Source organism: Oleisolibacter albus (genome assembly GCF_003336875.1).
Lineage (GTDB): Bacteria > Pseudomonadota > Alphaproteobacteria > Azospirillales > Azospirillaceae > Niveispirillum > Niveispirillum album.
Genome location: NZ_QGNJ01000008.1, coordinates 81,224 through 107,524 on the forward strand (window position 1 = coordinate 81,224; position 26,301 = coordinate 107,524).

The window sequence follows — 26,301 nt, forward strand, 5'->3', positions numbered from 1 at the left end:
CCACTGTTGTCTGCGCTCAAGGTGGGGTATCAGAAGGCATTCGGCCAGTCGCATGCCGCAAACCGTGCGCCCGGCCATCACGGACAGGTTGGAACAGAGCGAACGCTGCGGACATGACGGACCCTCTGGCAAATGCTGCCGGCGCCGACCGCCACCCTTATCTGTCGCCGGAGGAGGAGCGCCGCCTCGCCCAGCAGCTGGCGGCGGGCGACCGGTCGGCGGAAACCCAGCTTGTCCTGTCACATCTGCGTCTGGTCTGGAAATCGGCCCGTCTTTATGGACGCCTGGGGATTCCCGTGGCCGATCTGGTGCAGGAAGGGACCATCGGCCTGATCCAGGCCATCCGCAAATTCAATCCCGATTGCCATAACCGCCTCAGCACCTATGCCAGCTGGTGGGTGCGCGCCGCCATGCAGGAGCATGTGGTCCGCACCTGGTCGCTGGTGCGTGTGGGCAAGACGGCATCGCACCGCAGCCTGTTCCTGTCGCTGCGCCGGTTCATGGCCGGTCCGGCAGCGGTGGGCCGGCCGGACCCGGCCGCTGCCATTCCCGACGAGCTGTTGCCGCGGCTTGTCGAGCGCTTCCGCCTGCCGGCCGCCGAAATCGCCACCATGGCCCGCCGGCTGCTGCTGCCGGACCAGGCCCTGGACGCACCGATGGGCACCGCAGCGGAGGGGGAAGAGGGGCCGACTCTGGCGGACCAGCTCGCCGACGCGCAGCCGACGCCGGAGGATCTGGCAGAGGAGGACAGCCTGTCCCGTCTGCGCCACCGGCTGCTGGACGGCGCGCTGCGTCTGCTGCCGGAGCGGGAGGCCTATATCATCCGCATCCGCCACCTGATCGATCCGGCCCCCACCTTCGACTCCATCGGCCGGGACCTGGGCATCAGCAAGGACCGGGTGCGGCAGCTGGAACAGCGCGCCATCACCCGCCTGCGCACCCTGCTGCAACCGCAGCAGGCGCTGCTGCGTACCGCTCTCGGCTGAGGGCCTCGGCGGAAAGAGGCCGGATCAGGTCACCGGCCCGGTCTGCCCCCCTGTCAGCCCCAGCAGGATCGAGGGGGCGATGGGAAACACGCTGTTCGGCGTGCCCGCCGCCGCCCAGACCGTATCGAAGTCCAGAAGATCGCGGTCGAACAGCGTCACCGGCGGCACCAGATGACCGATCGGCGGGACGCCGCCGATGGCATAGCCGGCATGGCTGCGCACGAAATCCGCCTCGGCCTTGAGCAGGCGTTCGCCCCCGATCCGTCCGGCCAGATGCCGCGCCACGGCGGCCTCGTTGACGCGGTTGCTGCCGCTGGCCACCACCAGAACGGGGCGGGCGCTGTCCCGGGTGCGGAACAGGATGGATTTGGCGATCTGGGCCACGTCGCAGCCGATCACCGCCGCCGCTTCGGCGGCGGTCCGGGTGGTGGCGGCGAATTCCAGCACATGGATGGGGTGGCCCAGATCGTTCAGCAGATTCTGAATCATCTGGGCACTGGGGCTCAAGGGACCGGCCATGATCTCACCCGGCCAGTTCCCGTGATCGGGCCGCCGCCGCGGCCACAGCCCGGTCCAGCAGCGGCCCCAACCCGTCGGATGCCATCAGCACCGCCAGGGCGGCTTCGGTCGTTCCCTTGGGGCTGGTCACGTTGCGGCGCAGCTGCTCCGCGGATTCGTGGCTCTGCTGCAGCAATTCGCCGGCCCCCGCCACCGTGGCCCGCGCCAGTTGCGCCGCCAGATCCGCCGGCAGGCCCGCCGCCTCTCCCGCATGGGCCAGGGCCTCGGCCAGAAGGAAGACATAGGCCGGCCCACTGCCGGATACGGCCGTCACCGCGTCGAGATGTGGCTCCCGCTGAGTCCAGGCCACCTGCCCCACCGCGGCCAGAAGCCCGTTGCACAGCGCATGCTGCGCCCGGCTGACCCTGGCATTCTCGACAGCCACCGTCATGCCCCGGCCCACCGATGCCGGCGTATTGGGCATGGCGCGGACAATGGCAGCGTCCGGCCCCAGCCGCTCCTCGAACCAAACGATGGGCTTGCCGGCCGCGATCGACAGGAACACGGCCGTACCGGCGAAGCGTGCATAATCGGCGATGACGGATGGCATGGTCTGCGGCTTCACCGCCAGGACCACGGCGTCGGGCGTGAAGCCGGCCGGAATGGCCGCGGCGTCGGTCACCACCTCGACCCCGGCCAGGGGCGGACCGGGAATTCGCCCCGCCGGTTCAACCACGACCACGCGCTGCGCGGTCCCCCTGGCCAGCCACCCCGACAGCAGGGCACCGCCCATGCGGCCACATCCGACGAGAAGCAAGGTCGCGCTCATGTCCGTCCAATCCGCTCCCACACCGTCCCGGGCGGCGCCGGACCGGCCGGCCTTACGCCTCGCCCACCGTATCCAGGATGGCGGCGGTCACCGCCTCCTGCGCCGTTTTCCCGCCCCAGATGACAAACTGGAAGGCCGGATAGTAACGCTCGCACTCCGACAGGGCGATGTCCACCAAGTCTTCCAACTGCTCGACACTGGCGGCACGGGCACCACGCAACAGCGTCGTCTGCCGGAACATGGGCGTACACTCGTCCGGGTCCACGTCGAAATGACCCAGCCACATCTTGGCATTCACCTCGGCCAGCAATTCATTGACCTGGGCGCGGCGGGCGGCGGGCACCTTCATGTCGAACTGGCAGGAGAACTGCATGGCGCTGACTTCCGTCTGCCAGAGGAAGAACAGACGGTAATCGCACCAGCGGCCATTGATCTCGACGATCATCTCCTCGTCGCTGGACCGTTCGAACGCCCATTCATTGGCGACGACGATCTCCTCCAGCATATCCAGCGGATTATGGGTGCTGGTTGCGGTCTCGACGGTGACTGCCGTCATCTTGCGCCCTCCATCTCGTGCGCGGTGGGAAGGGATGACCCATCCCCCGTACCGGCCCGGCCACCCCAGATATGGTGGGCATGGGCCGCGGGGCTACGAAAATACGGTGCCAGAAGCTTCCGCCTCGGCGCAACCGGATTTCCGGACGGCCCCGGTTTCATGATCATCTGTGCCGGCGGGACAGCGGTTCCGGCGGAAACCGCGGGCGCACCCGTCCCGGCCTTACGCCTCGGGCTGCGTGTCGGGATCAGCCGGAGCCGGGCTGGCCGCATGGGCCGGCCGCTTCGGCGCCGGCTCCGGCCCGCTCAACTCCAGATGAGCCATCAGCGTGGCCACCAGCGCCTCCAGCTGGACGACTCGATCCTCCAGGTCCGCCTTCAGCTTGAAGACGTCCTCGATCTCCTCCTGCTGCGTCCGGGCCGCGGCGGCCATGGCCTTGACCGCCTCGAACTCCTCGCGCGAGACCACATCCATCTGCGCCAGAATCCGCTCGAACTGCTGGCGGAACTGGGCCTCGACCTCGCCACGGATACCGGAGAGGGCGCCTGCGGCCCCGCTCGCCAGGCGCGCCAGATCGTCCAGCAGCTTGTTTTCGACCTGCATCGGTCCAACCCCCTGAAAAATGGCCGGCATTATGGAGATCCACCCCGGACCTGTCCACGGTACACTGTCCAATGGGGCCGGGGACGGCGCAGACCGGCACCGCATCCCCGACACGGCACGCCTGCGGCTTGCCGTTGCCACGGCTCCCCCCCTATAACAAGCCGGGTCCGCCGGGGTCCCGGCGGTGCGGAACGCAGACGAGGGCGCAATCGGCATGCTCGTGGTGACCGGCGGCGCCGGCTTCATCGGTTCGAATCTGGTGGCGGCCCTGGAGGCACGCGGCCTCGGCCCCATCGTGGTCTGTGACCAGCTGGGCAGCGGCGACAAGTGGCGCAATCTGGCCAAGCGCTGCCTGCACGACCTGATCCCGCCCCAGGCACTGTTCGCCTATCTCGACCGTCATGCCGGCGAAGTGGAGTCCGTCTTTCATCTGGGCGCCATCTCCGCCACCACCGAGCGCGACGCGGATCTGATCACCGCCAACAATTTCCGCCTGTCGCTGGATCTGTGGGACTGGTGCCAGCGCACGGAAACACGGCTGATCTATGCCTCGTCGGCCGCCACCTACGGTGACGGGTCGGCCGGATTTGACGATGATCCGGCACCGGCGGCCCTGGCCCGGCTGCGTCCGCTCAATCCCTATGGCTGGTCCAAGCACCTGTTCGACCGCCGCATCCTGGCCGGCCTCGCCCTCAGCGGCCGGCGGCCGCCGCAGTGGGCCGGACTGAAGTTCTTCAATGTCTACGGCCCGAACGAGCACCACAAGGGCGAGATGCAGAGCGTGGTGGCGAAGCTCTACCCGCTGCTGGCGGCCGGCGAACCGGCGCGCCTGTTCGCCAGCGACCGGCCCGACTATCCCGATGGCGGCCAGAAACGCGACTTTGTCTGGGTCGGCGACTGCGTGGACGTGATGCTGTGGCTGCACGCCACGCCCACGGTCAACGGCCTGTTCAATCTCGGCACCGGGCAGGCCCGCAGCTGGAACGATCTGGCCGCCGCCGTCTTTGCCGCCATGAATCGGCCACAGCGGATCGATTACATCCCGATGCCGCCCCATCTGAGCGGCAAGTACCAGTACTTCACCGAGGCGCGGATGGACAGGCTGCGGGCCGCCGGCTACACCGCCCCCTTCACCAGCCTGGAGGACGGGGTGCGCCGGTATGTGCAGGATTATCTGTCCGCCCCCGATCCCTATGTCTGACGGGCCGACCGTCGGCCGGAGTTTGCTGTCATGATGCTCGCCATCCCGTTTCCCCAGATTGACCCCGTCGCCCTGGCGCTGGGGCCGCTGGTGATCCGCTGGTATGCCCTGGCCTATCTCGGCGGCTTCCTGTTTGCCTGGTGGTATTGCAGCCGGCTGTCGCTGTGGCGTCCGGGCTGCCGCCCCAATCCCGATGATCTGTCCGATTTCCTGACCTGGGCCGTGATCGGCGTCATTCTGGGCGGCCGGCTGGGCAATGTGCTGTTCTACCATCCCTTCTATTATCTGCAGAATCCGCTGGAAGCCTTCATGATCTGGAAGGGCGGCATGTCCTTCCACGGCGGCTTCCTGGGTGTGGTCGTGGCCACCATCCTGTTCAGCCGCCGTCTCGGCTTCTCCCCCTTTGCCCTGGGCGATCTGCTGGCCTGTGCCGCACCGGTCGGCCTGTTCCTGGGGCGCCTGGCCAATTTCGTGAACGGCGAGCTATGGGGGCGGCCGACGGACGTGCCCTGGGCCATGATCTTCCCCCACAGCGACGGGCTGCCGCGCCACCCCAGCCAGCTCTATCAGGCCGGGCTGGAGGGCATCGTCCTGTTCCTCGCCCTGTTCATCCTGGCCCGCCGTCCCGGCATGCTGGATCGGACCGGCACCCTGTCGGGCTGCTTCCTGGTCGGCTACGGCCTTGCCCGCATCACCGGCGAGTTCTTCCGCGAGCCCGACGCCAATATCGGGTTCCTGGCCTTCGGCGTCACCATGGGGCAGCTGCTGTCGGTCCCGATGGTGCTGATCGGCTTGTTTCTCATCGCCCGCGCGCCCTGGGGCCGGCGCGCCCTGGCCGGCTGAACCGCATGCCCACGCCCCTGCAGGCGCTGATTGCCCGGCGCATCACCCTGGACGGTCCGCTGGGTGTGGGTGACTACATGGCGCTGTGCCTGGGCCATCCGCAGCACGGCTATTACACGACGCGGGACCCGCTGGGCACGGCCGGTGACTTCACCACCGCGCCCGAGATCAGCCAGATGTTCGGGGAGTTGCTGGGGGTCTGGGCCGCCCAGTGCTGGTTGCAGATGGGCCAGCCCGCACCGGTGCATCTGGTCGAACTCGGGCCGGGGCGCGGCACGCTGATGGCCGATGCGCTGCGGGCCACAGCCCGCATTCCCGGATTCCATGCCGCCCTGCGGCTGCATCTGGTAGAGACCAGTCCGGTGCTGCGGCAGCGTCAGGCTGCCGCCCTGCGGAGCGTCGCCCCGGTCTGGCACGACCGGCTGGCCGAGGTCCCCGAGGGGCCGCTGCTGCTGCTGGCCAACGAGTTCTTCGATGCCCTGCCCATCCGCCAGTTCGAGCGCGGACCGCTTGGATGGGGGGAACGCAAGGTTGGCCTTGACGAGACGGGCGCGCTGGTCTGGCGGCTGGACCGCCGGCCGGGCGACTGTCTGGTGCCCCCCCCGCTGCGCCCGGCGCCGCCCGGCAGCGTGGTCGAGCGCGCCCCCCTGGGTGAGGCCATCGCGGCGGAGATCGGTGCCCGTCTGGCCCGCTGCCCCGGATCGGCTCTGATCGTCGATTACGGCTATGAGGGGCCGGCCCTGGGCGACACGCTCCAAGCCATGCGGTCCCACGCCTTCGTCCCCGTGCTGGAGCGACCGGGCGAGGCCGATCTGACCGCCCATGTGGATTTCACCGCCCTGGCCGGGTCGGCGCGCCAGGCGGGCGCCGCCGCCTGGGGGACACGGACCCAGGGCGACTTCCTGCGCCGGCTGGGCATCGACATGCGGGCCGCCGCCCTGAAACGGGTTGCCACACCGGCCCAGGCCACCGATATAGAACTGGCCCGGCACCGTCTCACCGGGGATGACGCCATGGGCCGGCTGTTCAAGGTGCTGGCCCTGACCAGTCCCGCTCTGCCGGCCCCGGCCGGTTTCGACGGTCCGGCCGGATTCGATGCGACGACGGGAGCGGACCGACCGTGATCACCCTTGAGCCGCTGGCCGGCCTGCCCGGGATCCGCCACGCCTTCTTCACCCGCGCCGGCGGCGTCTCCGCCGGACTCTATGCCGGTCTCAATTGCGGCCTCGGCTCCAACGATGCGCCCGAGGCCGTGGCCGAGAACCGCACCCGGGCCATGGGGATGCTGGGCCTGTCCCCGGACCGGCTGGTCACCTGCTACCAGATCCACAGCCCGGACGTGGTCACCGTCGATACGCCGTTCCCGCCGGGTCAGCCCCCCCGTGCCGACGCCATGGTCACGGCGCGGCCCGGTCTCGCCCTGGGCATCCTCACCGCCGACTGCGTCCCCGTCCTGTTCTGCGATCCCGAGGCTGGTGTCATCGGCGCCGCCCATGCCGGCTGGAAGGGCGCCGTCGGCGGCGTGCTGGAGGCGACGCTGGCGGCCATGGCGGGCCTGGGTGCCCGCATCGAGCACATCCGGGCTGGCATCGGCCCACACATCGCCCAGCGCTCCTATGAGGTCGGGCCCGAGTTCCGCGCCCGCTTCCTGGCCGAGAATGCCGGCCATGCCGCCCTGTTCCTGCCGTCGACGCGGCCGGACCATTGGCTGTTCGACCTTGGCCGCTATGTGGAACAGCGTCTGGCCGCAGCCGGCGTCAGCAGCTGCGGGCACGCGCCCCATGACACGGCGGGCGAGGAGGACCTGTTCTTCAGCTACCGCCGCGCCACGCTGCGGGGCGAGCCCGATTATGGCCGGGGTCTGTCCGCCATCGCCCTGACTCCATAAGCAGGATCGTGGAGCGGCCGATGCACTATATATGGATGTTCTGTGTGTTTTTTCTGATGCTGGCCCTGCTGGCCATGTGCAGTGGTTGAGGCATCACTGCCACACATGGGTGATCTCAGTTGGGGTGGCGTTTACAGCCGCAGGGGCCATTGATATGGTGCGCCCGCCTTTGTGACGGTTAGACGACAGGGGCGTCGGAGTCAGGGCTAATGCCTTGATCCAAATGGATCTTCTTTCAACATGACTGGAAAAACGGGCGGACCTCATGAAGCTGATCGCCGGGAACAGCAATCGGCCGTTGGCCGAAGCTATCTCCACCTGCCTTGAGGTCCCGCTGACCAAGGCAAGCATCCGCCGCTTCGCGGATATGGAGGTTTTTGTCGAGATCCAGGAAAACGTCCGCGGTGAGGACGTGTTCGTGATCCAATCGACCTCCTTCCCCGCCAACGACCATCTGATGGAGCTGCTGGTCACTGTCGACGCCCTGCGCCGCGGATCGGCCCGGCGCATCACCGCCGTCATTCCCTATTTCGGCTATGCCCGCCAGGATCGCAAGACCGGCCCGCGCACGCCGATCTCGGCCAAGCTGGTGGCCAACCTGTTGACGACGGCCGGCGCCAACCGCGTGCTGACGCTGGATCTGCATGCCGGCCAGATCCAGGGTTTCTTCGACATTCCCACCGACAATCTGGTGGCAGCCCCCGTCTTCACCCGCGACATCAAGGAGCGGCTCGACACCCGCAACCTGATGATCGTCTCGCCGGACGTGGGCGGTGTGGTGCGTGCCCGTGCCATCGCACGCCGCCTTGAGGCCGATCTGGCCATCATCGACAAGCGCCGCGAGCGCGCCGGCGTATCCGAGGTCATGAACGTCATCGGTGACGTCAATGGCCGCGACTGCATCATGATCGACGACATCGTCGACAGCGCCGGCACCCTCTGCAACGCCGCCGTCGCCCTGAAGGAGCGCGGCGCCAAGTCCGTGCGGGCCTATGTCACCCATGGCGTGCTGTCCGGCGGCGCCGTCGACCGCGTGGCCAAGAGCCCGCTGGACGAGTTGGTGACCACCGACAGCATCGAGGCCACCCAGCCCGTGCTGGACAGCCCCAATATCCGCAAGCTGTCGATCTCCCGGCTGATGGCCGATGCCATCGAGCGCATCAGCAACGAGCGCTCGGTCTCCAGCCTGTTCGATTGATGCATCCGCCGGCCCGCCTCCGGAAACGGACGGGCCGGCGCTTGACTTTCCGCGCGGTTTGACCTACACGCGCGGTTCGATTTGCGGGCGAGCAGCACCCCTGGAGGCTGCCGCCAGTCCCGGACCCCGGGCCGTTCTGCCCGTCGGGTCCTTTTGCGTTGAGGAGCACACCCATGACCCAGATTATCGCGCTGGCCGCCGAGGCCCGTGACCGGGCCGGAAAGGGGACCGCCCGGTCCACCCGTCGCCAGGGCCGCATTCCGGCCGTCATCTACGGCAACAAGGAAAAGCCGGTGATGATTTCCCTGGATTTCGCCAAGTTCTTCCGCGAGATCCATCGTCCTGGCTTCTTCACCCACCTGTTCGACATCACCGTGGACGGCACCACCCATCGCGTGCTGCCCCGTGACCTGCAGCTGGACCCGGTCAGCGATCGCCCGATCCATGCCGACTTCCTGCGCGTGTCGGAGACCACCGAGATCATCGTGAAGATCCCGGTCGAGTTCGTGAACGCCGAGCAGTCCCCGGGCCTGAAGCGTGGTGGCGTCATCAACGCCGTCCGCCATGACATCGAAGTGCATTGCCGTGCGGCCGCCATTCCCGAGAAGATCGAGATCGATCTGTCCGGCGCCGACATCAATGCCTCGATCCACATCAGCGCCGTGAAGCTGCCGGAGGGCGTGCGCCCGACCATCACCGACCGCGACTTCACCATCGTCACCATCGCCGCCCCGTCGGGCATGACGGATGAGGCGGTGGCGGAGGTTCCGGCCGAGACCGAAGCCTCGGACGACTGACGCTGGACAAGAGGCCGATATGCGCTTGGTGGTCGGACTGGGCAACCCTGGCCCGGAATACGAACGTCACCGGCACAATGTCGGCTTCATGGCGGTGGACGAACTCCATCGCCGCCACGGCTTCGGCCCCTGGAAGAAGCGCTTCCAGGGGCTGATCGCCGAGGGGAGCATCGCCCGGGAGAAATCCTGGCTGCTGAAACCCCAGACCTTCATGAATCTCTCCGGCCAGGCGGTCGGCGAGGCCATGCGCTTTTACAAGCTGATTCCCGATCAGGTCATCGTCTTCCACGACGAGCTTGACGTCGTCCCCGGCAAGATCCGGGTCAAGCGCGGCGGCGGACATGGCGGCCACAACGGCCTGCGCTCCATCGACGACCATATCGGCAAGGATTACTGGCGCGTCCGCGTCGGCATCGGCCATCCCGGCAGCAAGGAAAAGGTGCAGGGCTGGGTGTTGTCGAACTTCGCCAAGGCTGACGAATCCTGGCTGCCGACACTGCTGGACATGCTGGCGGCCGAGTTCCCGCTGATGGCGGCGGGTGAAGCCGAGAAATACGCCTCCCGCATCGCCCTGCTGACGGCGCCGCCCAAGCCGCCGAAACCGGCCAAGGCGCCCCCTGCCCCACCCGCGGCCTGACGGATATCGGTCATCTGGCCGCATGGCCGTGATCGCCCCCGAGCGGAACCGATCCGGGCCATCAGACCAGGATGTCGAGAAGCCGGGAGAAGCTGTCCTGCTGGCTGCGCAGCACCTTGGCGCTGGCCGCGGCCGCCACCTGCCCCTGGCGCAGATCGACGATGACCGCCGGGTCCAGTTCGCCGGCGGCCAGGGCCGCCGCATCCTCGGCCACGCGCGCCTGGGCAGCGGAAAAGCCGCTGGCTGCGGCCGTGAAGGCCGATGGCATCCCGGTGCCGAGGGTCGATCGCATCTCCATATCCGATCTATAGCATGATCCCGCCGGCAGCGGCAGTCCCGTCCGCAAAGCGCGTGAAACGCCGTGGGCTCTGGGCTACAGTCTGCCCCCTTCGCGGGAGGATGCCATGGACAACAGCGTGAAGAGCACGGCCGATCTGGCCGCGGTGATGGAGGATCTGGGGCGCCGGGCGCGCGGCGCGTCCGCGGTTCTGGCCATCGCCCCGTCCGATGCCAAGGACCGGGCACTCCGTGCCGCCGCCGCCGCCATCCGCACCACCTCGGCCGGAATCCTGGCCGCCAACGCCCGCGACATGGATGCCGCCCGCGCCAAGGGGCTTTCCCCCGCCCTGCTCGACCGGCTGCTGCTGACCCCCGCGCGGGTCGAGGCCATGGCCAAGGGCCTGGAGGATATCGCCGAACGGCCGGACCCGGTGGGTGCCGTGCTGGAGGCCTGGACGCGGCCCAACGGCCTGCGCATCCAGAAGGTGCGGGTGCCGCTGGGCGTCATCGGCATCATCTATGAAAGCCGGCCCAATGTGACCGCCGATGCCGGCGGCCTCTGCCTGAAGTCGGGCAACGCCGCCCTCCTGCGCGGCGGGTCGGAGAGCTTCCACAGCAGCGCCGCCATTCTGGCCGCCCTGCATCGCGGCCTGGCCGAGGCGGACCTGCCCCGCGACGCCATCCAGTCCGTCCCCACCACCGACCGCGCCGCGGTCGGCCATCTGCTGACCATGACCCGCTGGATCGACGTGGTCATCCCGCGCGGCGGCAAGTCGCTGACCGGCCGGGTGGCGGCGGAAAGCCGGGTGCCGGTGATCTATCACCTGGACGGCCTCTGCCATGTCTTCATCGACCGCGCCGCCGATCTGGACAAGGCGCGGGCCGTGGCGCTGAACAGCAAGATGCGCCGCACCGGCATCTGCGGCGCCATGGAGACGCTGCTGGTGGACCGGCCGGTGGTGGACAGCCATCTGCGCCCCATTCTGGCCGACCTGCTGGCCGCCGGCTGCGAGATCCGCGGCGACGAGACGGTGCAGGCCCTGGACCCCGCGGTGAAGCCGGCCACGGCAGAGGATTGGGACACCGAATATCTCGACGCCATCCTGTCCGTGCGGGTGGTGGATGGGGTCGATGCCGCCATCGCCCATATCGGCCGCCATGGCAGCCATCATACCGACAGCATCGTCACCGAGGAGGCGGCCACGGCGGACCGCTTCCTGGCGCAGGTGGACAGCGGCATCGTCCTGGTCAACGCCTCCACCCAGTTCGCCGATGGCGGCGAGTTCGGCTTCGGGGCGGAGATCGGCATCAGCACCGGCAAGCTGCATGCCCGCGGGCCGGTGGGGGCGGACCAGCTGACCAGCTACAAATATGTGGTCCGGGGCGATGGGCAGGTCCGGGCGTGAGCGGCACGGCCTTGGTTCCCGGTCTGCACACCGGCCCGGCCTGGGCCGGACGCCGTATCGGCCTGCTGGGCGGGTCGTTCAACCCGGCCCATGAGGGCCACCGCTTCATCAGCATCGAGGCGCTGCGCCGCCTGGCCCTGGATGAGGTCTGGTGGCTGGTCAGCCCGCAGAATCCGCTGAAGCCACGGGCGGGCATGGCCGAGCTGGACCTGCGGGTGGCGACCGCCCGGCAACGGGCCCGGCATCCCCGCATCCGCGTCACCGCCATCGAGGCCGATCTCGGCACCCGTTACACCGTGGATACGCTGGCGGCCTTGCGACAGCGCTATGCCCGCACCCGCTTCGTCTGGCTGATGGGGGCCGACAATCTGGAGCAGTTGCCACGCTGGCATGACTGGACCCGGATCTTCGCTATGGTGCCCGTTGCAGTCCTGCCGCGGCATCCCTATTCTATCAGGGCGCTGGGCGGCAAGGTCGCCCGGCGTTTTGCCAAAGCCCGGGTGGATGCGGGTCGGGCACGCGAGTTGGCCGAGATGGACCCGCCGGCCTGGACTTTCGTGCATGGTCCGCTGCATCCGGCTTCGGCCACGGAGATTCGCCGCCTCGGACTGCCCGGGGCGTGGGTCTCGCAGCGTTAAGGACCAGAGGTGACAACCATCGCGACCCCTGCAACCACCGGCACCCAAGGGCAGCAGCACGCGCCCGCCGACATGCCGGACCGTATCCGGGACCTGATTCAGCAGTCCCTCGACGAAGACAAGGCGGAAGATACCGTCGTTATTGATCTGCGCGGCAAGACCACGCTGGCGGACTACATGGTCGTGACCTCGGGCCGCTCGGCCCGGCAGGTCGGCGCCATGGCGGAGCATCTCCTGGAGAAGCTCAAGGCGCTGGGTGTGCACGGTGCCGACGCGGAAGGCTATCCCCAGTGCGACTGGGTGCTGGTCGATGCCGGCGACGTGATCGTCCACCTGTTCCGTCCCGAGGTCCGCGCCTTCTACAACATCGAGAAGATGTGGGGCGTGGAGCCGCCGGCCTCGGTGCTGCTGGCTGGCAGCACCACCGAGTACACGACGGTCTGACGGGAGCGCGGGACCATGCGCCTGTGGCTGGCCGCCATCGGGCGGGCCCGGCCTGGACCCGCGCGTGACCTGTTCGAGGAGTATCGGGGGCGCTTGAGCTGGCCCCTGACCCTCAAGGAAGTCGAAAGCAAGAAGCGGGTCGAGGGCGAGGAGCTGAAGCGGCTGGAAGCCGAGCTGCTGCTGTCGGCCATCCCCGACGGCGCCACCCTGGTGGCCCTGGATGAGCGCGGGCGCACCGTCTCGTCTGAAGCCTTCGCCCAGCGTATCGGCCAATGGCGCGATGGCGGCGTCGCCGACCTCGCCTTCATCATCGGCGGGGCCGACGGTCTCGCCGACGAGGTCCGCCGCCGGGCCGCCCTGGTCCTGGCCTTCGGCCCCATGACCTGGCCGCACATGCTGGTGCGCGGCCTGCTGGCCGAACAGCTCTACCGCGCTCAACAGATCCTGGCCGGCCACCCCTATCACCGGGCCTGACACCGCCGATAGCGCACCGACAGCGCCCGGCCCGCGGGCCGGTTCGATGTGAGTCGAACGCGGTACAGGCGGAGCATCCCAAAGAAAAAGGGCGGCCCCCCGGAGGGAACCGCCCTTGATTGTCAGGCCACGCCCGCTCAGAAGCGGATGCGGACCGATCCCACATAGGCGTGGGTCTTCAGGTCGTCACGCCCGTCCGTGGCCTCATAGGACAGGCTGATGGAGGTCATGTCGCTCACCTGCAGGTCGAGACCACCGGACAGTTCCACCCAATCGCGATCACGCGGTGTGGTGGCCAAGCCGTTGACGATCACCGTCGGCGCGGCGGCGAAGCTGGCAGACCGGGCGCCGTCGGCCTTGTGGTTGAAATCGCGCACATAGCTGGCCGTCAGCTGCGGACGCAGCTGCATGCCGTCACCCAGATCCAGCTTGCTGTACAGCGTCGTGCCCAGACGCCACTCGCTGATGGACACCCGGTTGGAGTCGAAGCGCAGGGCCGCAGCCCCACCCTTTTCATCGATGGCCCCGAATTTGGCCGAGGCGAAATCATAGCGCATGAACGGCTGGATACCGACCGCACCGGCGTAATGATCAAAACCGAGCGCGCCACCGCCGGCCCAGAGCGTGCCGTCCGTATCGCCCTTCAGCACGCTGCCCAGGGCCACACGGCTGGTATCCGCCTTGGCCTTGCCCACCGACAGATAGCTCTCGGCAAAGAACTGACCGTCGAAGTAGCTGCCATAGGCGCTGGCGGCATAGGTATCGTTGTCGGATTTGGCGCCCAGCGCCTTGTCGGTGCTATCGCCCCAGCCATACGTGAACGCGACGCCGGCCAGCAGCTTGTCGGTGATCATCTTGTCCAGGCCGATGGTGGCCTGGGTGTTGGACAGGTCGCTCTTGCGGCCCGAGATCAGCCGCCCGTCACCATCCATGTGGCGCAGATCGAAGAACAGGCCGTAGCCCTCCTTCAGATCGGCCAGCTTCTCGCGGGCCTCGCCCTTGGCCTGGGTCTCGGGATCGTTCTGCAGGGCCAGCAGCGCCGCACGGCCCTCGCCCCCCTCATTCATCAGCTTCGGGGCCAGACCGGCCATGGTCACGCCCTGGGCGCCGTTACGCGCGGCGTTGATGCGGCTGCCCAGACCCTTGGCCAGGAAGCCCATCTGCGCCCGGGCATTGCTCTGGGCCTGCCCGACCACGTCCGGAGCGAGACTGTCCAGCGCGGCACCCAACTGATTGACCGGCCGCGGGTCGAGGCTGTCATAGACACCCTTCAGGGCGGTGTAGTTGCCGGCGCGGGCCGCATCGAGCGTCTTGGCGAATGCTTTGCCACTCTGGCTGCTCGGGGTCGCCGTGGCCGCATAGGGCAGCGCATCGACCATGGCCGTGGCCACACCGTTGGCCACGCGGATCGTCGGCACCAGCACACCGATGTTGGAGACGCTGGAGGAGAAGTTGCCATCGATACCGTTGGTGGCGGCAACCACGGCCAGGGTCTGACCATAGGTCGGGATATAGCCGTTGAGGGCGTTCAGCGCCAGCGCGCCGCCCAGCGTCAGCGAACCGGTGACGTTCAGGCGGCTGAAGGTGTTGCCGGCGCCGGCATTGATCACCAGCAGTGACTGGCTGCCGAAGGCGGTATTGCCCGCGATGGTCAGGGTGCCGACACTGGTCAGGCTGCCGGGGATGACGGCACCGCCGCTGATCAGGGCGCCATTGGTCTGGATCGTGCCCGTGCCGGTCAGCGTACCGCCCGTCTGCAGATACAGGTTGGGCGCGAAGGTACCGTTGACCGCCAGCGTGCCGGCCGTCATGGCCGCACCGATCTCCATGGTCAGCCGGCCAGCCTGGGCCACGGTCAGGCGGGCATTCTGGTTGACCAGATTCAGCCGGTCGATGGTGTAGGCGGTGTTGCCCGTCACCGTCAGATCGGTGGCATTGGCCAGACGGACATCATAGAAGCGGGCCGCGCTGACATTCGGCAGGCCATTCTGCAGCGTGCCCAGGACGGTTCCGTAATCGTTGTTCGGCACGCTGATGTTGAAGTTGCCGAGCACACTCCCGGTGGGACCGGCGCTGATGATGCCCGGAATCGTCGGCGCCGCCATGGCGGCCGAATCGGCAACGGGCTGGCTGTCCTGTGTTCCGGCGCTGTTGTCGGCCTCGAACTTGCTGACCTCCAGGCCGATGGGCGTGGCGACGGCGGTGGCGGGACCCTGGGCCTGGCCTTCCGCCGTGGTCGGGCTGGCCTGGGCGGCGCCCTCGGCGACCTCCGGGCTGGCCCCATGGGCCGCCCCTTCGGCGATCTGCGGCTTGCCGCGGGTGGCATCCGTGTTGGCGGTCAGGGTGATGGTGGACGACGCGGCGGCGGCGGCCACGCTGGTCACGTCCGCGCTGGCCACCTTGCCGGCCGCCGGTGCCAGCGAGCCATCATTGATGGTGCCCTGCGGATTGGTCGGGGTGGCCCCCAGATCGGTGGCCGGCAGCGCATTGACCAGCTTGCCGTCGGCCAGCATCACGAAGGCCGGATCGAGATACTCGGTCCATGCCGCCTTGTCGCCCCAGGTGAAGGTCCCGGCCTTGGCGCCCATATAGCGGTACGGATTGTTCTGGGCGATCCAGTTGGCATAGAGATAGGCCGGCTGCCAGAAGCTGGCGGTGCCGTAGGCCCCGAACTCCTGTCCGCGGAAGAAGCGGTAGCCGCCCGACAGCACGCCGATCTGCACCTTCTGGCCGTTGATCGTCGCGAACAGCGGCCCGCCGGAATCACCCTGGGCGGTCACCGCCTCGTTGGGAACCGCGGCACCCGGGAACAGGTCGAAGTCATAGGGGTTGGCGCGGTAGCGGTCCTGCCCCTGGGTCACATAGGTGGGATCGTCGAAGTCGGCCCAGTACAGGGTCTGCGGCAGCCCTTCCGTTTCACCGAACAGGGTCAGGATCAGATCGTCGATGGAGCCACGCAGGCCCAGCGTGTTCTCGCCCACGCGCCGGATCGTCGAGTTGACGGTGCCGCCGCTGGTGCCGCTGCCGGTCCGGCCGTACCCGACCATGGTGATAAGGCTGCCCTGGTCGACCGGCGAGATCAGCAGATTGCCGAAGCCGACATTGGTCACCGGCGTCTTCAGCGCCAGGATGGCGATATCGGCCTGCTGGAATTCGATATTGCTGGGATGGATCTGAACGTCGACGACGTCGACATAGCCGGTATTGGCCTGACCGGCGAGCCAGTTCAGCGCCGCACTGTTGGCGTTCGGCGCCACCGCGAAGCTCACGCCGGCCCGAAGGTCGCCACCAACGCCATACCGCTCGGCGGCATAGTCGTTCACGCAATGCGCAGCCGTAATATAGAAGCGCGGATTGATCAGCGTGCCGGTGCAGCTGCCGCCATAGCCTTCACCCAAGATCGGCTGAAGATCAACCAGAAGACGGCCGACATAGCTGTAGAGATTATTCTTGTCCACCAAGGCGGCGGCAGGAACGTTATTGACCGTGAGATTATTCATGGAAGGGATGGTGACGCTTCCCGCGCCCGCCTGATCATCGCGGGCGACAACGGCGCCTGCCGGACCAGCGGCTGCCAAGGCCAGCAGCGCCGTGGCACTGACGCAGCCAAGCAGAGACGCCGCGCGCAGGCGCGGCCGCATCGCACTATTCCTCATTTTCGCTCCCAGACTTTACCCCTGCACATCCGGTCCCCACCGGAGTGCTTATGACCGGTCTACGAGACCGCGTCCTTTCGGATTTCGCAAGCGAATTATAACCGAAAGGTTACCACCGCCACGCGAAGGAACGGGACTGTGGCGGTTCCGTGCCGCAGCGCCCCCCACCAAAGGCATACGGTCGTGGTCGCCTCGCGCGACAGCCCGTCGGCGTCGCCAAACAACCGCTGGTCTCGGCCGGTGCAATAGGTACGACTCGGGGATCGGCCCTGCCGGCGGATGCTCTACCGGGTCGGCTGCCGTCCGGCCACGGCGGTCAGCGGAGCGAGGACGATGCCGCGGTCGCGCAGCCCCACCGTCCAGGCGGCGACCCGTTCGATCGACACGGGGTTCTGCGCCTCGATGAAACCGACCGCGATCCCGTTGGCCTTGGCCAACCGTTCCAGCTCCGCCAGCTGGGCTTCGATGGCCTGCGGGCTGGCCACCCGGTCGATCTGCACATCGCTGACGGCGCGCGGCATCTGCACCTGGTCCGCCACGCGCGTGGCAAAGCTCTCGCGCACCTGCCACAGATCGAAGAACATCAGCCCGCGGCGCTTCACCTGGGCCAGGGTCGCCTCGACACTCTCGCGCCGGGTCAGGAACTTGGTGCCGCTGTCCGTCTTGGCCGTCAGCCCCACATAGCCGGTGGCCTTGGCCATCACATCCTCGAGACGCCGGACATTCTCCTCGTCGCTCAAGGCCGTCAGCAGGGCACCCGGCCCCGGATCGTTGCGGGGAAAGCCCAGCGGCTCCATCGGCACGGCCAGCAGGACCTCATGGCCGTCCCGGCGGGACCGGTCGATCATGTCCTGCAGACCGGCCACCTGCGGCACGAAGCTGAAGGTCACCACGCCGGGCAGCCGGTCGAGCGCGGATTCGGTCTGGGCGATGGACTGGCCCATACCGGTCACCACCAGGGCGATCCGCGGACGCGGATCATTCTGCGGGAAGGGGCGCGCATAATATTGCCAGGGTGCCAGCCCGTCGGGGCCGATCTTCGGCAGGAAACCGGCCCTTCCGCGTTCCAGCAGGGCTTCGTTCCGGGATGGCGACAGTTCCACATCCATATCGACGGGATCGACGGGATCGACGGGATCGACGGCCACCTCCGCCGCCGGCACCGGATCGGGAAAGCGTTTGCTGCCATCGGGCAGCAGAATGTCGGCGGTGGCCCGGGGTTGCTCCGCCGCCACGCGGCGGGAGGCCGTGTCGTCGGCGCCCCCGACCAGCCAGCCGGCCACGGCGGCAAGGCCGGCGACCAGGACAAGGCTGGTGACCAGGAAGCCCGTCGGCCGCGGGGGGCGGGGGCCACCACCGCCATCCGCGGTCGGACGGCGCCAGCGCGCCAACAGGCCGGGCCGCGCCTCCGACCGGGCCGAGGCCGGGTGCTCGACGCCGAAGCGGGCCGCCAGAATAGCCGCCGAGGGCGGCCCTTCCGACGGGGGAAGGGCTTCGGCCTCAACCGGCTTCCTGCGCAGGGACAAGCGGGCCACGATGCCTCAGCCCGTCAGTTCACATGCTTGCTGGTGGCGAAAAGCGAGACGCCCCGGAGCAGATCCACGGCGCGGGCCAGCTGGTAATCCACCGGCTGATCGGCACCGGGGGCCTGGGCCGTCGCCTGACCATCGCCCCCCGTCGGCGGCGCGGCTTCGCTGGTCGGGGTTCCAGGGGCACCGGTGCCCGGCGGCGTGGCCGGTGCGGCCGGCGGCTGCGCTCCCGGCTGCGGCGCCGGCTGCTGCTGGCGCTTGGCCGCGTCGGGATCGGTGTTGCGCAGGGAATGCGGCAGGTCGGCCTCGCGCCGGCGCATGCCCTGGGCGATCTCCTCCACCCGGGCCGGCTGCACCTCGATGTCGGGCGAAATGCCCAACTGCTGGATCGAGCGGCCGCTGGGCGTGTAGTAGCGCGCCGTCGTCAGCCGCATGGCACCGGCCTGCCCCTGCAACGGGATGATGGTCTGGACCGATCCCTTGCCGAAGCTCTGGGTCCCCATGATGATGGCCCGCTTATGGTCCTGCAGCGCACCGGCCACGATCTCCGAGGCCGAGGCCGAGCCGCCATTGATCAGCACCACCACCGGCAGGCCACCGGTCATGTCGCCGGGCTTGGCGTTGTAGCGCTCGCTCTTGTTGGGGTCGCGGCCACGGGTCGAGACCACCTCGCCCTTGTCCAGGAAGGTATCGGACACGGAGATGGCCTGATCCAGCAGGCCGCCCGGATTGTTGCGCAGGTCCAGCACATAACCGGCCAGCTTGTCGCCGACCTTCTCCTTGATGGCCTTGATGGCCTTTTCCAGCCCCGGCTGGGTCTGCTCGTTGAAGCTGGAGACACGGATATAGCCGATATTCTCCGCCTCCACACGATAGCGGACCGACTGCACCTTGATCACGGCGCGGGTCAGCGTCAGCTGGATCGGGTCGGGCGACTGGCCGCGGCGGATGGTCAGCTTGATGTCGCTGCCCACGGGGCCGCGCATCTTCTCCACCGCCTCGTTCAGCGACAGGCCGACGATCGGTTCATCGTTGAGGTGGGTGATGTAGTCGCCGGGCTGCACCCCGGCCCGGAAGGCCGGCGTGTCGTCCATGGGGGAGATGACCTTGACCACCCCGCTCTCGCTGGTGACCTCGATGCCCAGGCCGCCGAACTCGCCGCGGGTCTGCACCCGCATATCCTCGAAGTTCTTCTTGTTGAGGAAGCTGGAATGCGGGTCCAGCGAGGTCAGCATGCCGTCGATGGCCGCCTCGATCAGCTGCTCGTCGGAAACCTCCTCCACATATTCGGAGCGCACCCGCTCGAACACATCGGCGAACAGGTCCAGCTGCTTGTAGGTGTCCGCCTTGACCGGGGTCTTGTTCTGCGCCTCGGCGCAGGCCGGCACCATCATCAGCAGAGCCGCTGCGGCCACCGTGGAGAAAAGCTTCGTCATGTCACCCTTGTCCTTTGCCGTCGGAAGCCGCGAGGCCGCGCAGGGGGTTGATCGGCTGCCCCCCCCGGCGAAGTTCGAAATACAATGTCGGACGGCCATCACCCGCCATGGTGCCCACAGGCTCGCCGGTCAGCACCCTCTGGCCGACACCGGCGTCGATCTTTCCCAATCCGGCCAGCAGGGAATGATATCCATGGCCGTGATCCAGGATCAAGATGAGCCCATAGCCCTTGAACGGGCCGGCAAACATCACCGATCCCTCATAGGGCGCCACCACGGCGCTGCCGGCCCGCCCGGTCAGCGTGACGCCCCGGCTGGTGGTGCCGAGACTATCCTGCTCGCCATAGCGGGTCTGCACCTCACCGCCGACGGGCAGCACCATGCCGCCCAAATCTGACTTTCCCGGGGCGCGGCCGAGCTGTGCCACCTTCTGCTTGGCCCGCTGTTCGCGTTCCGCCTCGGCCGCCGCCCGCTTGGCCGCCTCGGCGGCCTGCCGCCGGGCCTCGGCGGCGCGGCGCTCGGCCTCCAGCTTTTCCAGCAGATCCTTGAGATCGGCCGCCTGGGTCGCCAGGGCGGCCACGCGCTGGACCACCTGCTGCCGCTCGGCGTCGGTGGCGTTCAACAGCGCCTCGCGCTTGGCGGCCAGACGCTGCATCTCCGCCTGCCGGGCTGCCAGGGCTTTCGCCGCCACTTCCGTGCGTCGGCGCTGGGCCGCCAGCTTCTCCCGTGCGGCCGCCAGCCCGGCCAGCTCGGCGGACAGGGCATCGGCCCGCGCCTTCAGCTCCGGCACCGCCGCCCGCAGCAGCAAGGCACTCTTCACCGTATCGGCGGGCGCACCGGGCCGGGCGATCAACGCCTCGGGCGGGACCCGCGACAAGCGCTGCAGCGCACCCAGCAGCTCGGCCAAGGCCGCCCGGTCGGCCTCGATGCGGGCGCTGCGCTGCTGCTCATCCCGGGCAAGGCCATCCAGCGCCTGTTCCAGCCGGGCCAGATCCTCTTCCTGGCGCCGCGACTCCTCCGCGGACTGGATCAGCTTGGCGCGCAGATCCGCCAGCTCCTTCTCCAGCGCCTCGGCACGGGCGTCCAGTTCCTGCTGCCGGGCCTGCCCGGCCTTCAGATCCTTCTGCACGCTGTCCAGCTGCCGGGCCGGGTCGTCCTTGGCCGCGACGGCCGCGCCGCCACTTCCGAGCAGCAGCATCAGCACCAGGGCTGGCACTGCGGTCACGGCCGGGGCCGGTATCGGCGGACGAGATGAAACCATCAGCGGACAGGGACCTGGTCACTCCGGCGGGGCCATGCTGCGGCCGCCACATATGCATCGACGGGGCGGCATACTAGGGGCACACCACGCCCGCGTCGATGCCTAGCAGCGGATATGTGCCGCCCCCGGCCCACGAATGTCCCAATCGGTTCGGATCGCAGGCACCACCGGATCGGGCGGGCGGCGGGTGGGGCGTGGCCGATCCTGTCGCCGCATCCGCCGCCTTCAGCCGTTTCGGCTGCGGCCCTTTGCCATGCTGGACTGAAGACAGATACGGACGCAGGCAGGGAGGCCGCCCATGGACATGCGCGCAACGACCGCAGCCGATGCCATCGCCGTCGAGGAGCGCTGGTGCGCCCGCAATTACAAGCCCCTGCCGGTGGTGATCTCCCGCGCCAAGGGCGTCTGGCTCTGGGACACGGACGGGCGGCGTTATCTCGACATGATGTCGGCCTATTCCGCCGTGAACACCGGCCATGGCCATCCCCGCATCCTGGCGGCGCTGCAACGGCAGGCGGAACAGGTGGCCGTCGTCTCCCGCGCCTTCCACACCGACCGGCTCGGCCCGTTCCTGGCCCGCCTGTGCGACCTGACCGGGCTTGATGGCGCCTGCCCCATGAACACCGGCGCCGAAGCTGTCGAGACCGCCATCAAGGCCGCCCGCCGCTGGGCCGGCACGGTCAAGGGCGTCGCCCGCGATCAGGCCGAGATCATCGTCGCCCACGGCAACTTCCACGGCCGCACCACCACCATCGTCGGCTTCTCCAGCGAGGCGGAGTACCGGGACGGCTTCGGCCCCTTCGCCCCCGGCTTCTGCCTGGTGCCCTATGGCGACGCGGACGCACTGGCCGCCGCCATCACCCCGAACACCGCCGCCGTGCTGCTGGAGCCGATCCAGGGCGAGGCCGGGATCGTGGTGCCGCCGGCCGGCTATCTCGCCGCCGTGCGCCGGCTCTGCGACCAGAACAATGTGCTGATGATCCTGGACGAGATCCAGTCGGGCCTGGGCCGCACCGGACGCTGGTTCGCCCACCAGCATGAGGGGGTGAAGCCCGACGGCCTCTGCCTGGGCAAGGCCCTGGGCGGCGGCGTGCTGCCGGTGTCGGCCTTCGTCGCCCGCCGCGATGTCATCGGCGTGTTCAAGCCCGGCAACCATGGCAGCACCTTCGGCGGCAATCCGCTGGCCGCCGCCGTCGGGCTGGAGGCGCTGATCGTGATCGAAGAGGAAGGGCTGGTGCAGCGCTCGGCCGAGCTGGGCGAGCATCTGCGGCGGCGGCTGCACGCGCTCTCCTCACCGCTGATCCGGGATGTGCGGGGCAAGGGGCTGTGGCTGGGCCTGGAGATCGACCCGGCCCGTGTGTCCGCCCGCGCCGTCTGCGAGGACCTGATGCGCCGGGGTGTCCTGAGCAAGGAAACCCACGAAACGGTGATCCGTCTGGCCCCGCCCCTGGTCATCACCCGGGAGGAGCTGGACTGGGCCGTCGACCGTCTGGCGGAAAGCCTTGACGCCCTGGCCACCTCCCCCTCCGCGTCCGTGCCGGCGCCGGCCTGACCCGCCTGCCGGCAGACCCGCATCCGCCCTTTCCCAACCGCCCTGGCAGCCAAGAGGCAGACTTCCATGCAGGACCACCGGCCGGCCACCCCGCGCGCCCGCATCCTGATGTGCGCCCCGGAGCATTTCGAGGTCAGGTACAGCATCAATCCCTGGATGCACCCGGACCAGTGGTCGTCCCGGCGCGACGAGCTGACCGGCCGCTCCCGCGACGGCTGGTCCATGCTGCGCCACACGCTGGAGCGGCTGGGGGCCGCCATCGAGCTGGTGCCGCCCCAGCCGGCCCTGCCCGACATGGTGTTCACCGCCAACGCCGCCGTGGCGCTGGACGGGACCGTGCTGGTGGCCAGCTTCCGCCATGCCGAGCGCCAGGGCGAAACCGCCCATTTCCGCCGGGCCTTCGAGCAGCTGGCGGCCCGCGGGCTGGTGCGGCAGGTGGTGGACATGCCCCCCGGCCTCTGCCTGGAAGGCGCCGGCGACTGTGTGCATGACCGCGGGCGGGAGATGTTCTTCCTCGGCCACGGCTTCCGCTCGGACAAGGCGGCGGCGCCGCTGGTGGCGGAGCTGTTCGGCGAGGCGGTGGTGCCGCTGGAGCTGGTGGATGCCCGCTTCTACCATATGGACACCTGCCTGAACCCGCTGGCCGGCGGCGAGGTGATGTGGGTGCCCTGCGCCTTTTCCGCCCAGGGCCAGGGCCAATTGCGGGAGATCGTCGGCACCGACCGGCTGATCGAGGTGCCGATGGAGGATGCGGCCAAGCTGGCCTGCAACTCCGTCAACCTGGACCGCGACATCGTGCTGGCCGAGGCCTCGTCCCGGCTGAAATCCATGCTGGCCGAACGCGGCTATCAGGTCCATGAGGTGCCGATCCGCAGTTTCGGCCTGTCCGGCGGCTCCGCCTGGTGCCTGGTGCTGCGGCTGGACCGCCCGTCGCTGCGGGGCACTGCCACCGCCCTTCTGGGAGCAGAGGCCGGATCGCTGGCAGCCGCCGGGGACTGAGGCGCCGTCTGGTGGCCGGCCGGCGTTCGGGGTATACAGCCCGCATGCGCCGCAAGCTCGACCAGATCGATATCCGCATCCTGCGCGAACTCCAGGCCGATGGCCGCATCACCAACCAGGCCCTGTCGGAGCGGGTGGGGCTGTCCCCCCGCCCCTGCCTGGACCGGGTGCGCCGGCTGGAGCGGGAGGGGCTGATCCAGCGCTACCAGGCGGTGCTGGATCTGCGGCGGCTGCAATCCTGTGTCGTCGTCCTGGCCCAGATCAGCCTGGAGCGCCACGGCCGCGAAGCCCGCCTGCTGTTCGAGCGCGCCCTGCGCGGGACGCCGGAAGTCGTCGAGTGTTTCGAGGTCAGCGGCGAATACGACTACATCGCCAAGCTGGTCTGCCCGGACATTGCCGCCTATCAGGCCCTGACCCAGGGCTGGATCGACGAGGTGCAGCTGGGTGTCAGCCGTGTCACCAGCAACATCGTGCTGCGTCCGGTGCGCGACACCGGCCCGCTGCCGATCTTCGACTCCCCGCCCTGACGGCCCGGCGCCAGGCCGACACGCCGATGTGATGGGGCGGATGGCTCCATCCCCCCTTCCGCCGGCGGTGCTGCGCTCCCATCTCCCTGCCACGCAACGGCGGCGGCCCCGGCAGGGCCGTCCCGCGATGACGATGTGGCAGTGAAACCGCAGGAGCCGAAGCAATGGCCAAGACTGTTCTCGTGGTGACCACCTCCCATGCCGACATGGGCACGACCGGACACAGGACCGGCGTCTGGCTGGAAGAGTTGTCCACGCCCTATTACGCCCTGGTCGATGGCGGCGCCACGGTCACGCTGGTGTCGATCAAGGGCGGCCCCATCCCCTTCGATCCGCGCAGCGTCCCGGCGGACGCCGGACAGGGACACGGAGACGAGCCGGCCGGACAGCAGGAGGTCCCCGCCTCCGTCCGCCGTTTCCTGGCCGATGAACAGGCCATGGCGGTGGCACGCAACAGTCCGTCGCTGGACAGCGTGGCCGACCAGACCTTCGATGCCGTGCTGCTGCCGGGTGGACACGGCACCATGTGGGACCTGCCGGAGAGCACCACCCTGGCCCGGCTGCTGGGCCGCCAGTTCGATGCCGGCCGCGTCGTCGCCGCCGTCTGCCACGGACCGGCCGGCCTGGTCTCGGCCCGCCGCGCCGACGGCAAGCCCATCGTCGACGGCCGCCGTGTCGCCGGCTTCACCAACAGCGAGGAAGAGGGCGTCGGCCTGACCCGGGTCGTCCCCTTCCTGCTGGAGGACCGGCTGAAGCAGCTGGGCGGCCGCTACGAAAGCGGACCGGACTGGCAGCCCTTCGCCGTGCGCGACGGTCACCTCATCACCGGCCAGAACCCGCAATCCTCGGAAAAGGTGGCGGCACTGGTGCTGGAGGCCCTGGCGGACGGCGGTCGGTAAGCCGGCATGGGGAATGAAAGCGGGCAGCGGCTCCCCAGCCGCTGCCCGCCCCTCCCCGCGCCTTCCCCTTGTGACACAGGCGCGGGGTGTTCGGCTCCGGGCGCGGGGTTGCCCCCTCTCCCCTCACGCAGCTCCCGCCCCCCTCGGCGGTGGCGCGCGCCACCTCGCCATACATCCGGGCCTTGCGGTCCGCGGCATTGCCGGCAAGCGCCCGGGCATAGACGCCCTGGCAGATGCTGGCGATGCGGAAGAAGCTGAAGGCCAGAAAGAAGGGCCAGTCGGGAATGCCGTCGCGGCCGGTGCGCCGGCAATAGGCCGCCACATAATCGGCTTCCGACGGGATGCCCAGGGCCGGCAGGTCCAACCCCTTCAGCCCCGGGAACTCCTTGATCCCCGCCGGCAGGTGATAGGCCATGCAGTTGTAGGCCAGATCCGACAGCGGGTGGCCCAACGTGGCCAGTTCCCAGTCCAGGATGGCCACGACCCGCGGTTCCGTCGGGTGCAGCATGAGATTGCCCAGGCGGAAATCACCATGGGCGATGGTGGTCTCGTCCCCCGCCGGCACATGGCGGGGCAGCCACGCCATCAGCCGGTCCATGGCCGGGATCTCGTCGGTCCGGGCCGCCGCATACTGCTTGGACCAGCGCTCCACCTGCCGGGCCACATACTGGTCCGGCTTGCCGAAATCGCCCAGCCCCGCCGCCTGCCAGTCCACCCCGTGCAGGGCGGCCAGCGTGGCGTTCATGGCGTCGTAGATGGCCGCGCGCTCCGCCGGCGCCATGCCGGCCAGGGCCACATCGGTCAGCACGCGCCCATCCACATGGTCCATGACATAGAAGGGCGTGCCGATGACGGACGCATCCTCGCACAGCAGCCGCACCGACGGCACCGGCGCCGCCGTGCCGGCCAGCGCCCGCATCACCCGGTACTCCCGCTCGACCATATGGGCGCTGGGCAGCAGCGTGCCCGGCGGCTTCTTGCGCAGCACCAGCTTGCGCCCGTCCGCCGCGGTGATCAGGAAGGTGGGATTGCTCTGCCCGCCCTGGAACTGCTGCAGCGTGGCCGGGGTGCGGAAGTCCGGCAGGGCGGCGGTGAGATGGGACCACAGCGCCGCTTCGTCGAAGCGGTGCTGCGGCAGCACATCGATGAGGATGGCGCCCGTCAT

26 protein-coding genes are annotated in these 26,301 nt (G+C 68.9%); 16 read left to right on the plus strand and 10 right to left on the minus strand.

Annotated features, from left to right (window positions below; translation table 11 throughout):
- The first annotated feature begins 113 nt into the window (after positions 1-113).
- Positions 114-986 (plus strand): sigma-70 family RNA polymerase sigma factor, encoded by an 873-nt coding sequence (locus DK368_RS12430; protein ID WP_114394282.1) that lies wholly within the window; start codon positions 114-116, stop codon positions 984-986.
- Between the two features lie 24 nt (positions 987-1,010).
- On the opposite strand, the gene DK368_RS12435 is transcribed toward DK368_RS12430, so the two are convergent.
- The 4 genes from DK368_RS12435 to DK368_RS12450 form a co-directional block, all read right to left on the minus strand.
- On the minus strand, positions 1,011-1,505 hold the full coding sequence (locus tag DK368_RS12435) for a YbaK/EbsC family protein (RefSeq protein ID WP_114394283.1): 495 nt from the start codon (positions 1,503-1,505) through the stop codon (positions 1,011-1,013).
- A 4-nt stretch (positions 1,506-1,509) separates the two neighbouring features.
- Positions 1,510-2,313, minus strand: a complete 804-nt coding sequence (gene proC, locus DK368_RS12440) for a pyrroline-5-carboxylate reductase (protein ID WP_114394284.1) — start codon at positions 2,311-2,313, stop codon at positions 1,510-1,512.
- Positions 2,314-2,365: 52 nt separating this feature from the next.
- Positions 2,366-2,869 carry a type III secretion system chaperone family protein gene (locus DK368_RS12445; protein WP_114394285.1) on the minus strand — a complete coding sequence of 168 codons (504 nt, stop codon included), beginning with the start codon at positions 2,867-2,869 and terminating at the stop codon, positions 2,366-2,368.
- 222 nt (positions 2,870-3,091) lie between these two features.
- Positions 3,092-3,472 (minus strand): accessory factor UbiK family protein, encoded by a 381-nt coding sequence (locus DK368_RS12450; protein WP_114394432.1) that lies wholly within the window; start codon positions 3,470-3,472, stop codon positions 3,092-3,094.
- A 214-nt stretch (positions 3,473-3,686) separates the two neighbouring features.
- Here DK368_RS12450 and rfaD point away from each other — a divergent pair, with 214 nt between their 5' ends.
- From rfaD to pth, 7 genes are all read left to right on the plus strand, one after another.
- The gene (rfaD, locus tag DK368_RS12455; RefSeq protein WP_114394286.1) at positions 3,687-4,673 is read left to right on the plus strand and encodes an ADP-glyceromanno-heptose 6-epimerase; all 987 of its coding nucleotides are present in this window, start codon (positions 3,687-3,689) and stop codon (positions 4,671-4,673) included.
- 30 nt (positions 4,674-4,703) lie between these two features.
- Positions 4,704-5,516 (plus strand): prolipoprotein diacylglyceryl transferase, encoded by an 813-nt coding sequence (gene lgt / locus DK368_RS12460; RefSeq protein ID WP_193552287.1) that lies wholly within the window; start codon positions 4,704-4,706, stop codon positions 5,514-5,516.
- 5 nt (positions 5,517-5,521) lie between these two features.
- A complete protein-coding gene (locus tag DK368_RS12465; RefSeq protein WP_114394287.1) occupies positions 5,522-6,640 on the plus strand; it encodes a class I SAM-dependent methyltransferase in 1,119 nt (372 codons plus the stop codon).
- Positions 6,637-7,404, plus strand: coding sequence for a peptidoglycan editing factor PgeF (pgeF, locus tag DK368_RS12470; protein ID WP_114394288.1), 768 nt, complete (start codon positions 6,637-6,639; stop codon positions 7,402-7,404). The genes DK368_RS12465 and pgeF overlap by 4 nt, the downstream gene beginning before the upstream one ends.
- 265 nt (positions 7,405-7,669) lie before the next feature.
- Positions 7,670-8,602, plus strand: a complete 933-nt coding sequence (locus DK368_RS12475; RefSeq protein WP_114394289.1) for a ribose-phosphate pyrophosphokinase — start codon at positions 7,670-7,672, stop codon at positions 8,600-8,602.
- A 173-nt stretch (positions 8,603-8,775) separates the two neighbouring features.
- Complete coding sequence (locus DK368_RS12480) at positions 8,776-9,399, plus strand: 50S ribosomal protein L25/general stress protein Ctc (RefSeq protein WP_114394290.1); 624 nt, start codon at positions 8,776-8,778, stop codon at positions 9,397-9,399.
- Between the two features lie 19 nt (positions 9,400-9,418).
- Positions 9,419-10,036 carry an aminoacyl-tRNA hydrolase gene (pth, locus tag DK368_RS12485; protein ID WP_114394291.1) on the plus strand — a complete coding sequence of 206 codons (618 nt, stop codon included), beginning with the start codon at positions 9,419-9,421 and terminating at the stop codon, positions 10,034-10,036.
- Between the two features lie 61 nt (positions 10,037-10,097).
- Here the strand turns inward: pth and DK368_RS12490 are convergent, their stop codons facing one another.
- Complete coding sequence (locus tag DK368_RS12490) at positions 10,098-10,328, minus strand: hypothetical protein (protein ID WP_155524568.1); 231 nt, start codon at positions 10,326-10,328, stop codon at positions 10,098-10,100.
- Positions 10,329-10,440: 112 nt separating this feature from the next.
- On the opposite strand from DK368_RS12490, the gene DK368_RS12495 reads away from it, so the two are divergent.
- The 4 genes from DK368_RS12495 to rlmH all read left to right on the plus strand — a co-directional run bounded on the left by DK368_RS12495 (position 10,441) and on the right by rlmH (position 13,277).
- Positions 10,441-11,721: a glutamate-5-semialdehyde dehydrogenase gene (locus DK368_RS12495; protein ID WP_114394293.1), complete on the plus strand. Its 1,281-nt coding sequence runs from the start codon at positions 10,441-10,443 to the stop codon at positions 11,719-11,721.
- Complete coding sequence (locus DK368_RS12500) at positions 11,718-12,359, plus strand: nicotinate-nucleotide adenylyltransferase (protein WP_114394294.1); 642 nt, start codon at positions 11,718-11,720, stop codon at positions 12,357-12,359. The genes DK368_RS12495 and DK368_RS12500 overlap by 4 nt, the downstream gene beginning before the upstream one ends.
- Positions 12,360-12,431: 72 nt before the next feature.
- Positions 12,432-12,803: a ribosome silencing factor gene (rsfS, locus tag DK368_RS12505; protein WP_114394434.1), complete on the plus strand. Its 372-nt coding sequence runs from the start codon at positions 12,432-12,434 to the stop codon at positions 12,801-12,803.
- 15 nt (positions 12,804-12,818) lie between these two features.
- Positions 12,819-13,277, plus strand: coding sequence for a 23S rRNA (pseudouridine(1915)-N(3))-methyltransferase RlmH (gene rlmH / locus DK368_RS12510; protein ID WP_114394295.1), 459 nt, complete (start codon positions 12,819-12,821; stop codon positions 13,275-13,277).
- 137 nt (positions 13,278-13,414) lie between these two features.
- Here rlmH and DK368_RS12515 read toward each other — a convergent pair whose 3' ends face one another.
- The 4 genes from DK368_RS12515 to DK368_RS12530 all read right to left on the minus strand — a co-directional run bounded on the left by DK368_RS12515 (position 13,415) and on the right by DK368_RS12530 (position 21,123).
- Positions 13,415-16,918 (minus strand): autotransporter domain-containing protein, encoded by a 3,504-nt coding sequence (locus DK368_RS12515; protein ID WP_162306018.1) that lies wholly within the window; start codon positions 16,916-16,918, stop codon positions 13,415-13,417.
- 299 nt (positions 16,919-17,217) lie between these two features.
- The gene (locus DK368_RS12520) at positions 17,218-18,468 is read right to left on the minus strand and encodes a divergent polysaccharide deacetylase family protein (protein ID WP_114394297.1); all 1,251 of its coding nucleotides are present in this window, start codon (positions 18,466-18,468) and stop codon (positions 17,218-17,220) included.
- A 14-nt stretch (positions 18,469-18,482) separates the two neighbouring features.
- Complete coding sequence (locus tag DK368_RS12525) at positions 18,483-19,898, minus strand: S41 family peptidase (protein WP_114394298.1); 1,416 nt, start codon at positions 19,896-19,898, stop codon at positions 18,483-18,485.
- 1 nt (position 19,899) lies between these two features.
- Positions 19,900-21,123: a murein hydrolase activator EnvC family protein gene (locus DK368_RS12530; protein ID WP_162306019.1), complete on the minus strand. Its 1,224-nt coding sequence runs from the start codon at positions 21,121-21,123 to the stop codon at positions 19,900-19,902.
- 334 nt (positions 21,124-21,457) lie between these two features.
- Between DK368_RS12530 and rocD the strand changes: the two genes are divergently transcribed.
- The 4 genes from rocD to DK368_RS12550 all read left to right on the plus strand — a co-directional run bounded on the left by rocD (position 21,458) and on the right by DK368_RS12550 (position 25,136).
- A complete protein-coding gene (gene rocD, locus DK368_RS12535; RefSeq protein ID WP_114394300.1) occupies positions 21,458-22,711 on the plus strand; it encodes an ornithine--oxo-acid transaminase in 1,254 nt (417 codons plus the stop codon).
- Between the two features lie 66 nt (positions 22,712-22,777).
- The gene (locus DK368_RS12540; protein WP_114394301.1) at positions 22,778-23,710 is read left to right on the plus strand and encodes a dimethylarginine dimethylaminohydrolase family protein; all 933 of its coding nucleotides are present in this window, start codon (positions 22,778-22,780) and stop codon (positions 23,708-23,710) included.
- 44 nt (positions 23,711-23,754) lie between these two features.
- Positions 23,755-24,237: an Lrp/AsnC family transcriptional regulator gene (locus DK368_RS12545; RefSeq protein WP_114394302.1), complete on the plus strand. Its 483-nt coding sequence runs from the start codon at positions 23,755-23,757 to the stop codon at positions 24,235-24,237.
- Between the two features lie 164 nt (positions 24,238-24,401).
- Complete coding sequence (locus tag DK368_RS12550; RefSeq protein ID WP_114394303.1) at positions 24,402-25,136, plus strand: type 1 glutamine amidotransferase domain-containing protein; 735 nt, start codon at positions 24,402-24,404, stop codon at positions 25,134-25,136.
- Here DK368_RS12550 and DK368_RS12555 read toward each other — a convergent pair.
- Positions 25,060-26,301, minus strand: coding sequence for a phosphotransferase (locus DK368_RS12555; protein WP_240002475.1), 1,242 nt, complete (start codon positions 26,299-26,301; stop codon positions 25,060-25,062). The two genes, DK368_RS12550 and DK368_RS12555, sit on opposite strands and share 77 nt — an antisense overlap.

Coding starts and splice junctions, on each gene's coding strand:
- rlmH (WP_114394295.1), top strand. CDS start 12,819: ATGCGCCTGTGGCTGGCCGCCATCGGGCGGGCCCGGCCTGGACCCGCG.
- DK368_RS12475 (WP_114394289.1), top strand. CDS start 7,670: ATGAAGCTGATCGCCGGGAACAGCAATCGGCCGTTGGCCGAAGCTATC.
- DK368_RS12480 (WP_114394290.1), top strand. CDS start 8,776: ATGACCCAGATTATCGCGCTGGCCGCCGAGGCCCGTGACCGGGCCGGA.
- DK368_RS12445 (WP_114394285.1), bottom strand. CDS start 2,869: ATGACGGCAGTCACCGTCGAGACCGCAACCAGCACCCATAATCCGCTG.
- DK368_RS12525 (WP_114394298.1), bottom strand. CDS start 19,898: ATGACGAAGCTTTTCTCCACGGTGGCCGCAGCGGCTCTGCTGATGATG.
- proC (WP_114394284.1), bottom strand. CDS start 2,313: ATGAGCGCGACCTTGCTTCTCGTCGGATGTGGCCGCATGGGCGGTGCC.
- DK368_RS12495 (WP_114394293.1), top strand. CDS start 10,441: ATGGACAACAGCGTGAAGAGCACGGCCGATCTGGCCGCGGTGATGGAG.
- DK368_RS12550 (WP_114394303.1), top strand. CDS start 24,402: ATGGCCAAGACTGTTCTCGTGGTGACCACCTCCCATGCCGACATGGGC.
- DK368_RS12450 (WP_114394432.1), bottom strand. CDS start 3,472: ATGCAGGTCGAAAACAAGCTGCTGGACGATCTGGCGCGCCTGGCGAGC.
- DK368_RS12430 (WP_114394282.1), top strand. CDS start 114: ATGACGGACCCTCTGGCAAATGCTGCCGGCGCCGACCGCCACCCTTAT.
- DK368_RS12490 (WP_155524568.1), bottom strand. CDS start 10,328: ATGCGATCGACCCTCGGCACCGGGATGCCATCGGCCTTCACGGCCGCA.
- DK368_RS12515 (WP_162306018.1), bottom strand. CDS start 16,918: ATGCGGCCGCGCCTGCGCGCGGCGTCTCTGCTTGGCTGCGTCAGTGCC.
- DK368_RS12545 (WP_114394302.1), top strand. CDS start 23,755: ATGCGCCGCAAGCTCGACCAGATCGATATCCGCATCCTGCGCGAACTC.
- DK368_RS12555 (WP_240002475.1), bottom strand. CDS start 26,301: ATGACGGGCGCCATCCTCATCGATGTGCTGCCGCAGCACCGCTTCGAC.
- pth (WP_114394291.1), top strand. CDS start 9,419: ATGCGCTTGGTGGTCGGACTGGGCAACCCTGGCCCGGAATACGAACGT.
- rfaD (WP_114394286.1), top strand. CDS start 3,687: ATGCTCGTGGTGACCGGCGGCGCCGGCTTCATCGGTTCGAATCTGGTG.
- lgt (WP_193552287.1), top strand. CDS start 4,704: ATGATGCTCGCCATCCCGTTTCCCCAGATTGACCCCGTCGCCCTGGCG.
- DK368_RS12435 (WP_114394283.1), bottom strand. CDS start 1,505: ATGGCCGGTCCCTTGAGCCCCAGTGCCCAGATGATTCAGAATCTGCTG.
- DK368_RS12540 (WP_114394301.1), top strand. CDS start 22,778: ATGCAGGACCACCGGCCGGCCACCCCGCGCGCCCGCATCCTGATGTGC.
- rocD (WP_114394300.1), top strand. CDS start 21,458: ATGGACATGCGCGCAACGACCGCAGCCGATGCCATCGCCGTCGAGGAG.
- DK368_RS12465 (WP_114394287.1), top strand. CDS start 5,522: ATGCCCACGCCCCTGCAGGCGCTGATTGCCCGGCGCATCACCCTGGAC.
- rsfS (WP_114394434.1), top strand. CDS start 12,432: ATGCCGGACCGTATCCGGGACCTGATTCAGCAGTCCCTCGACGAAGAC.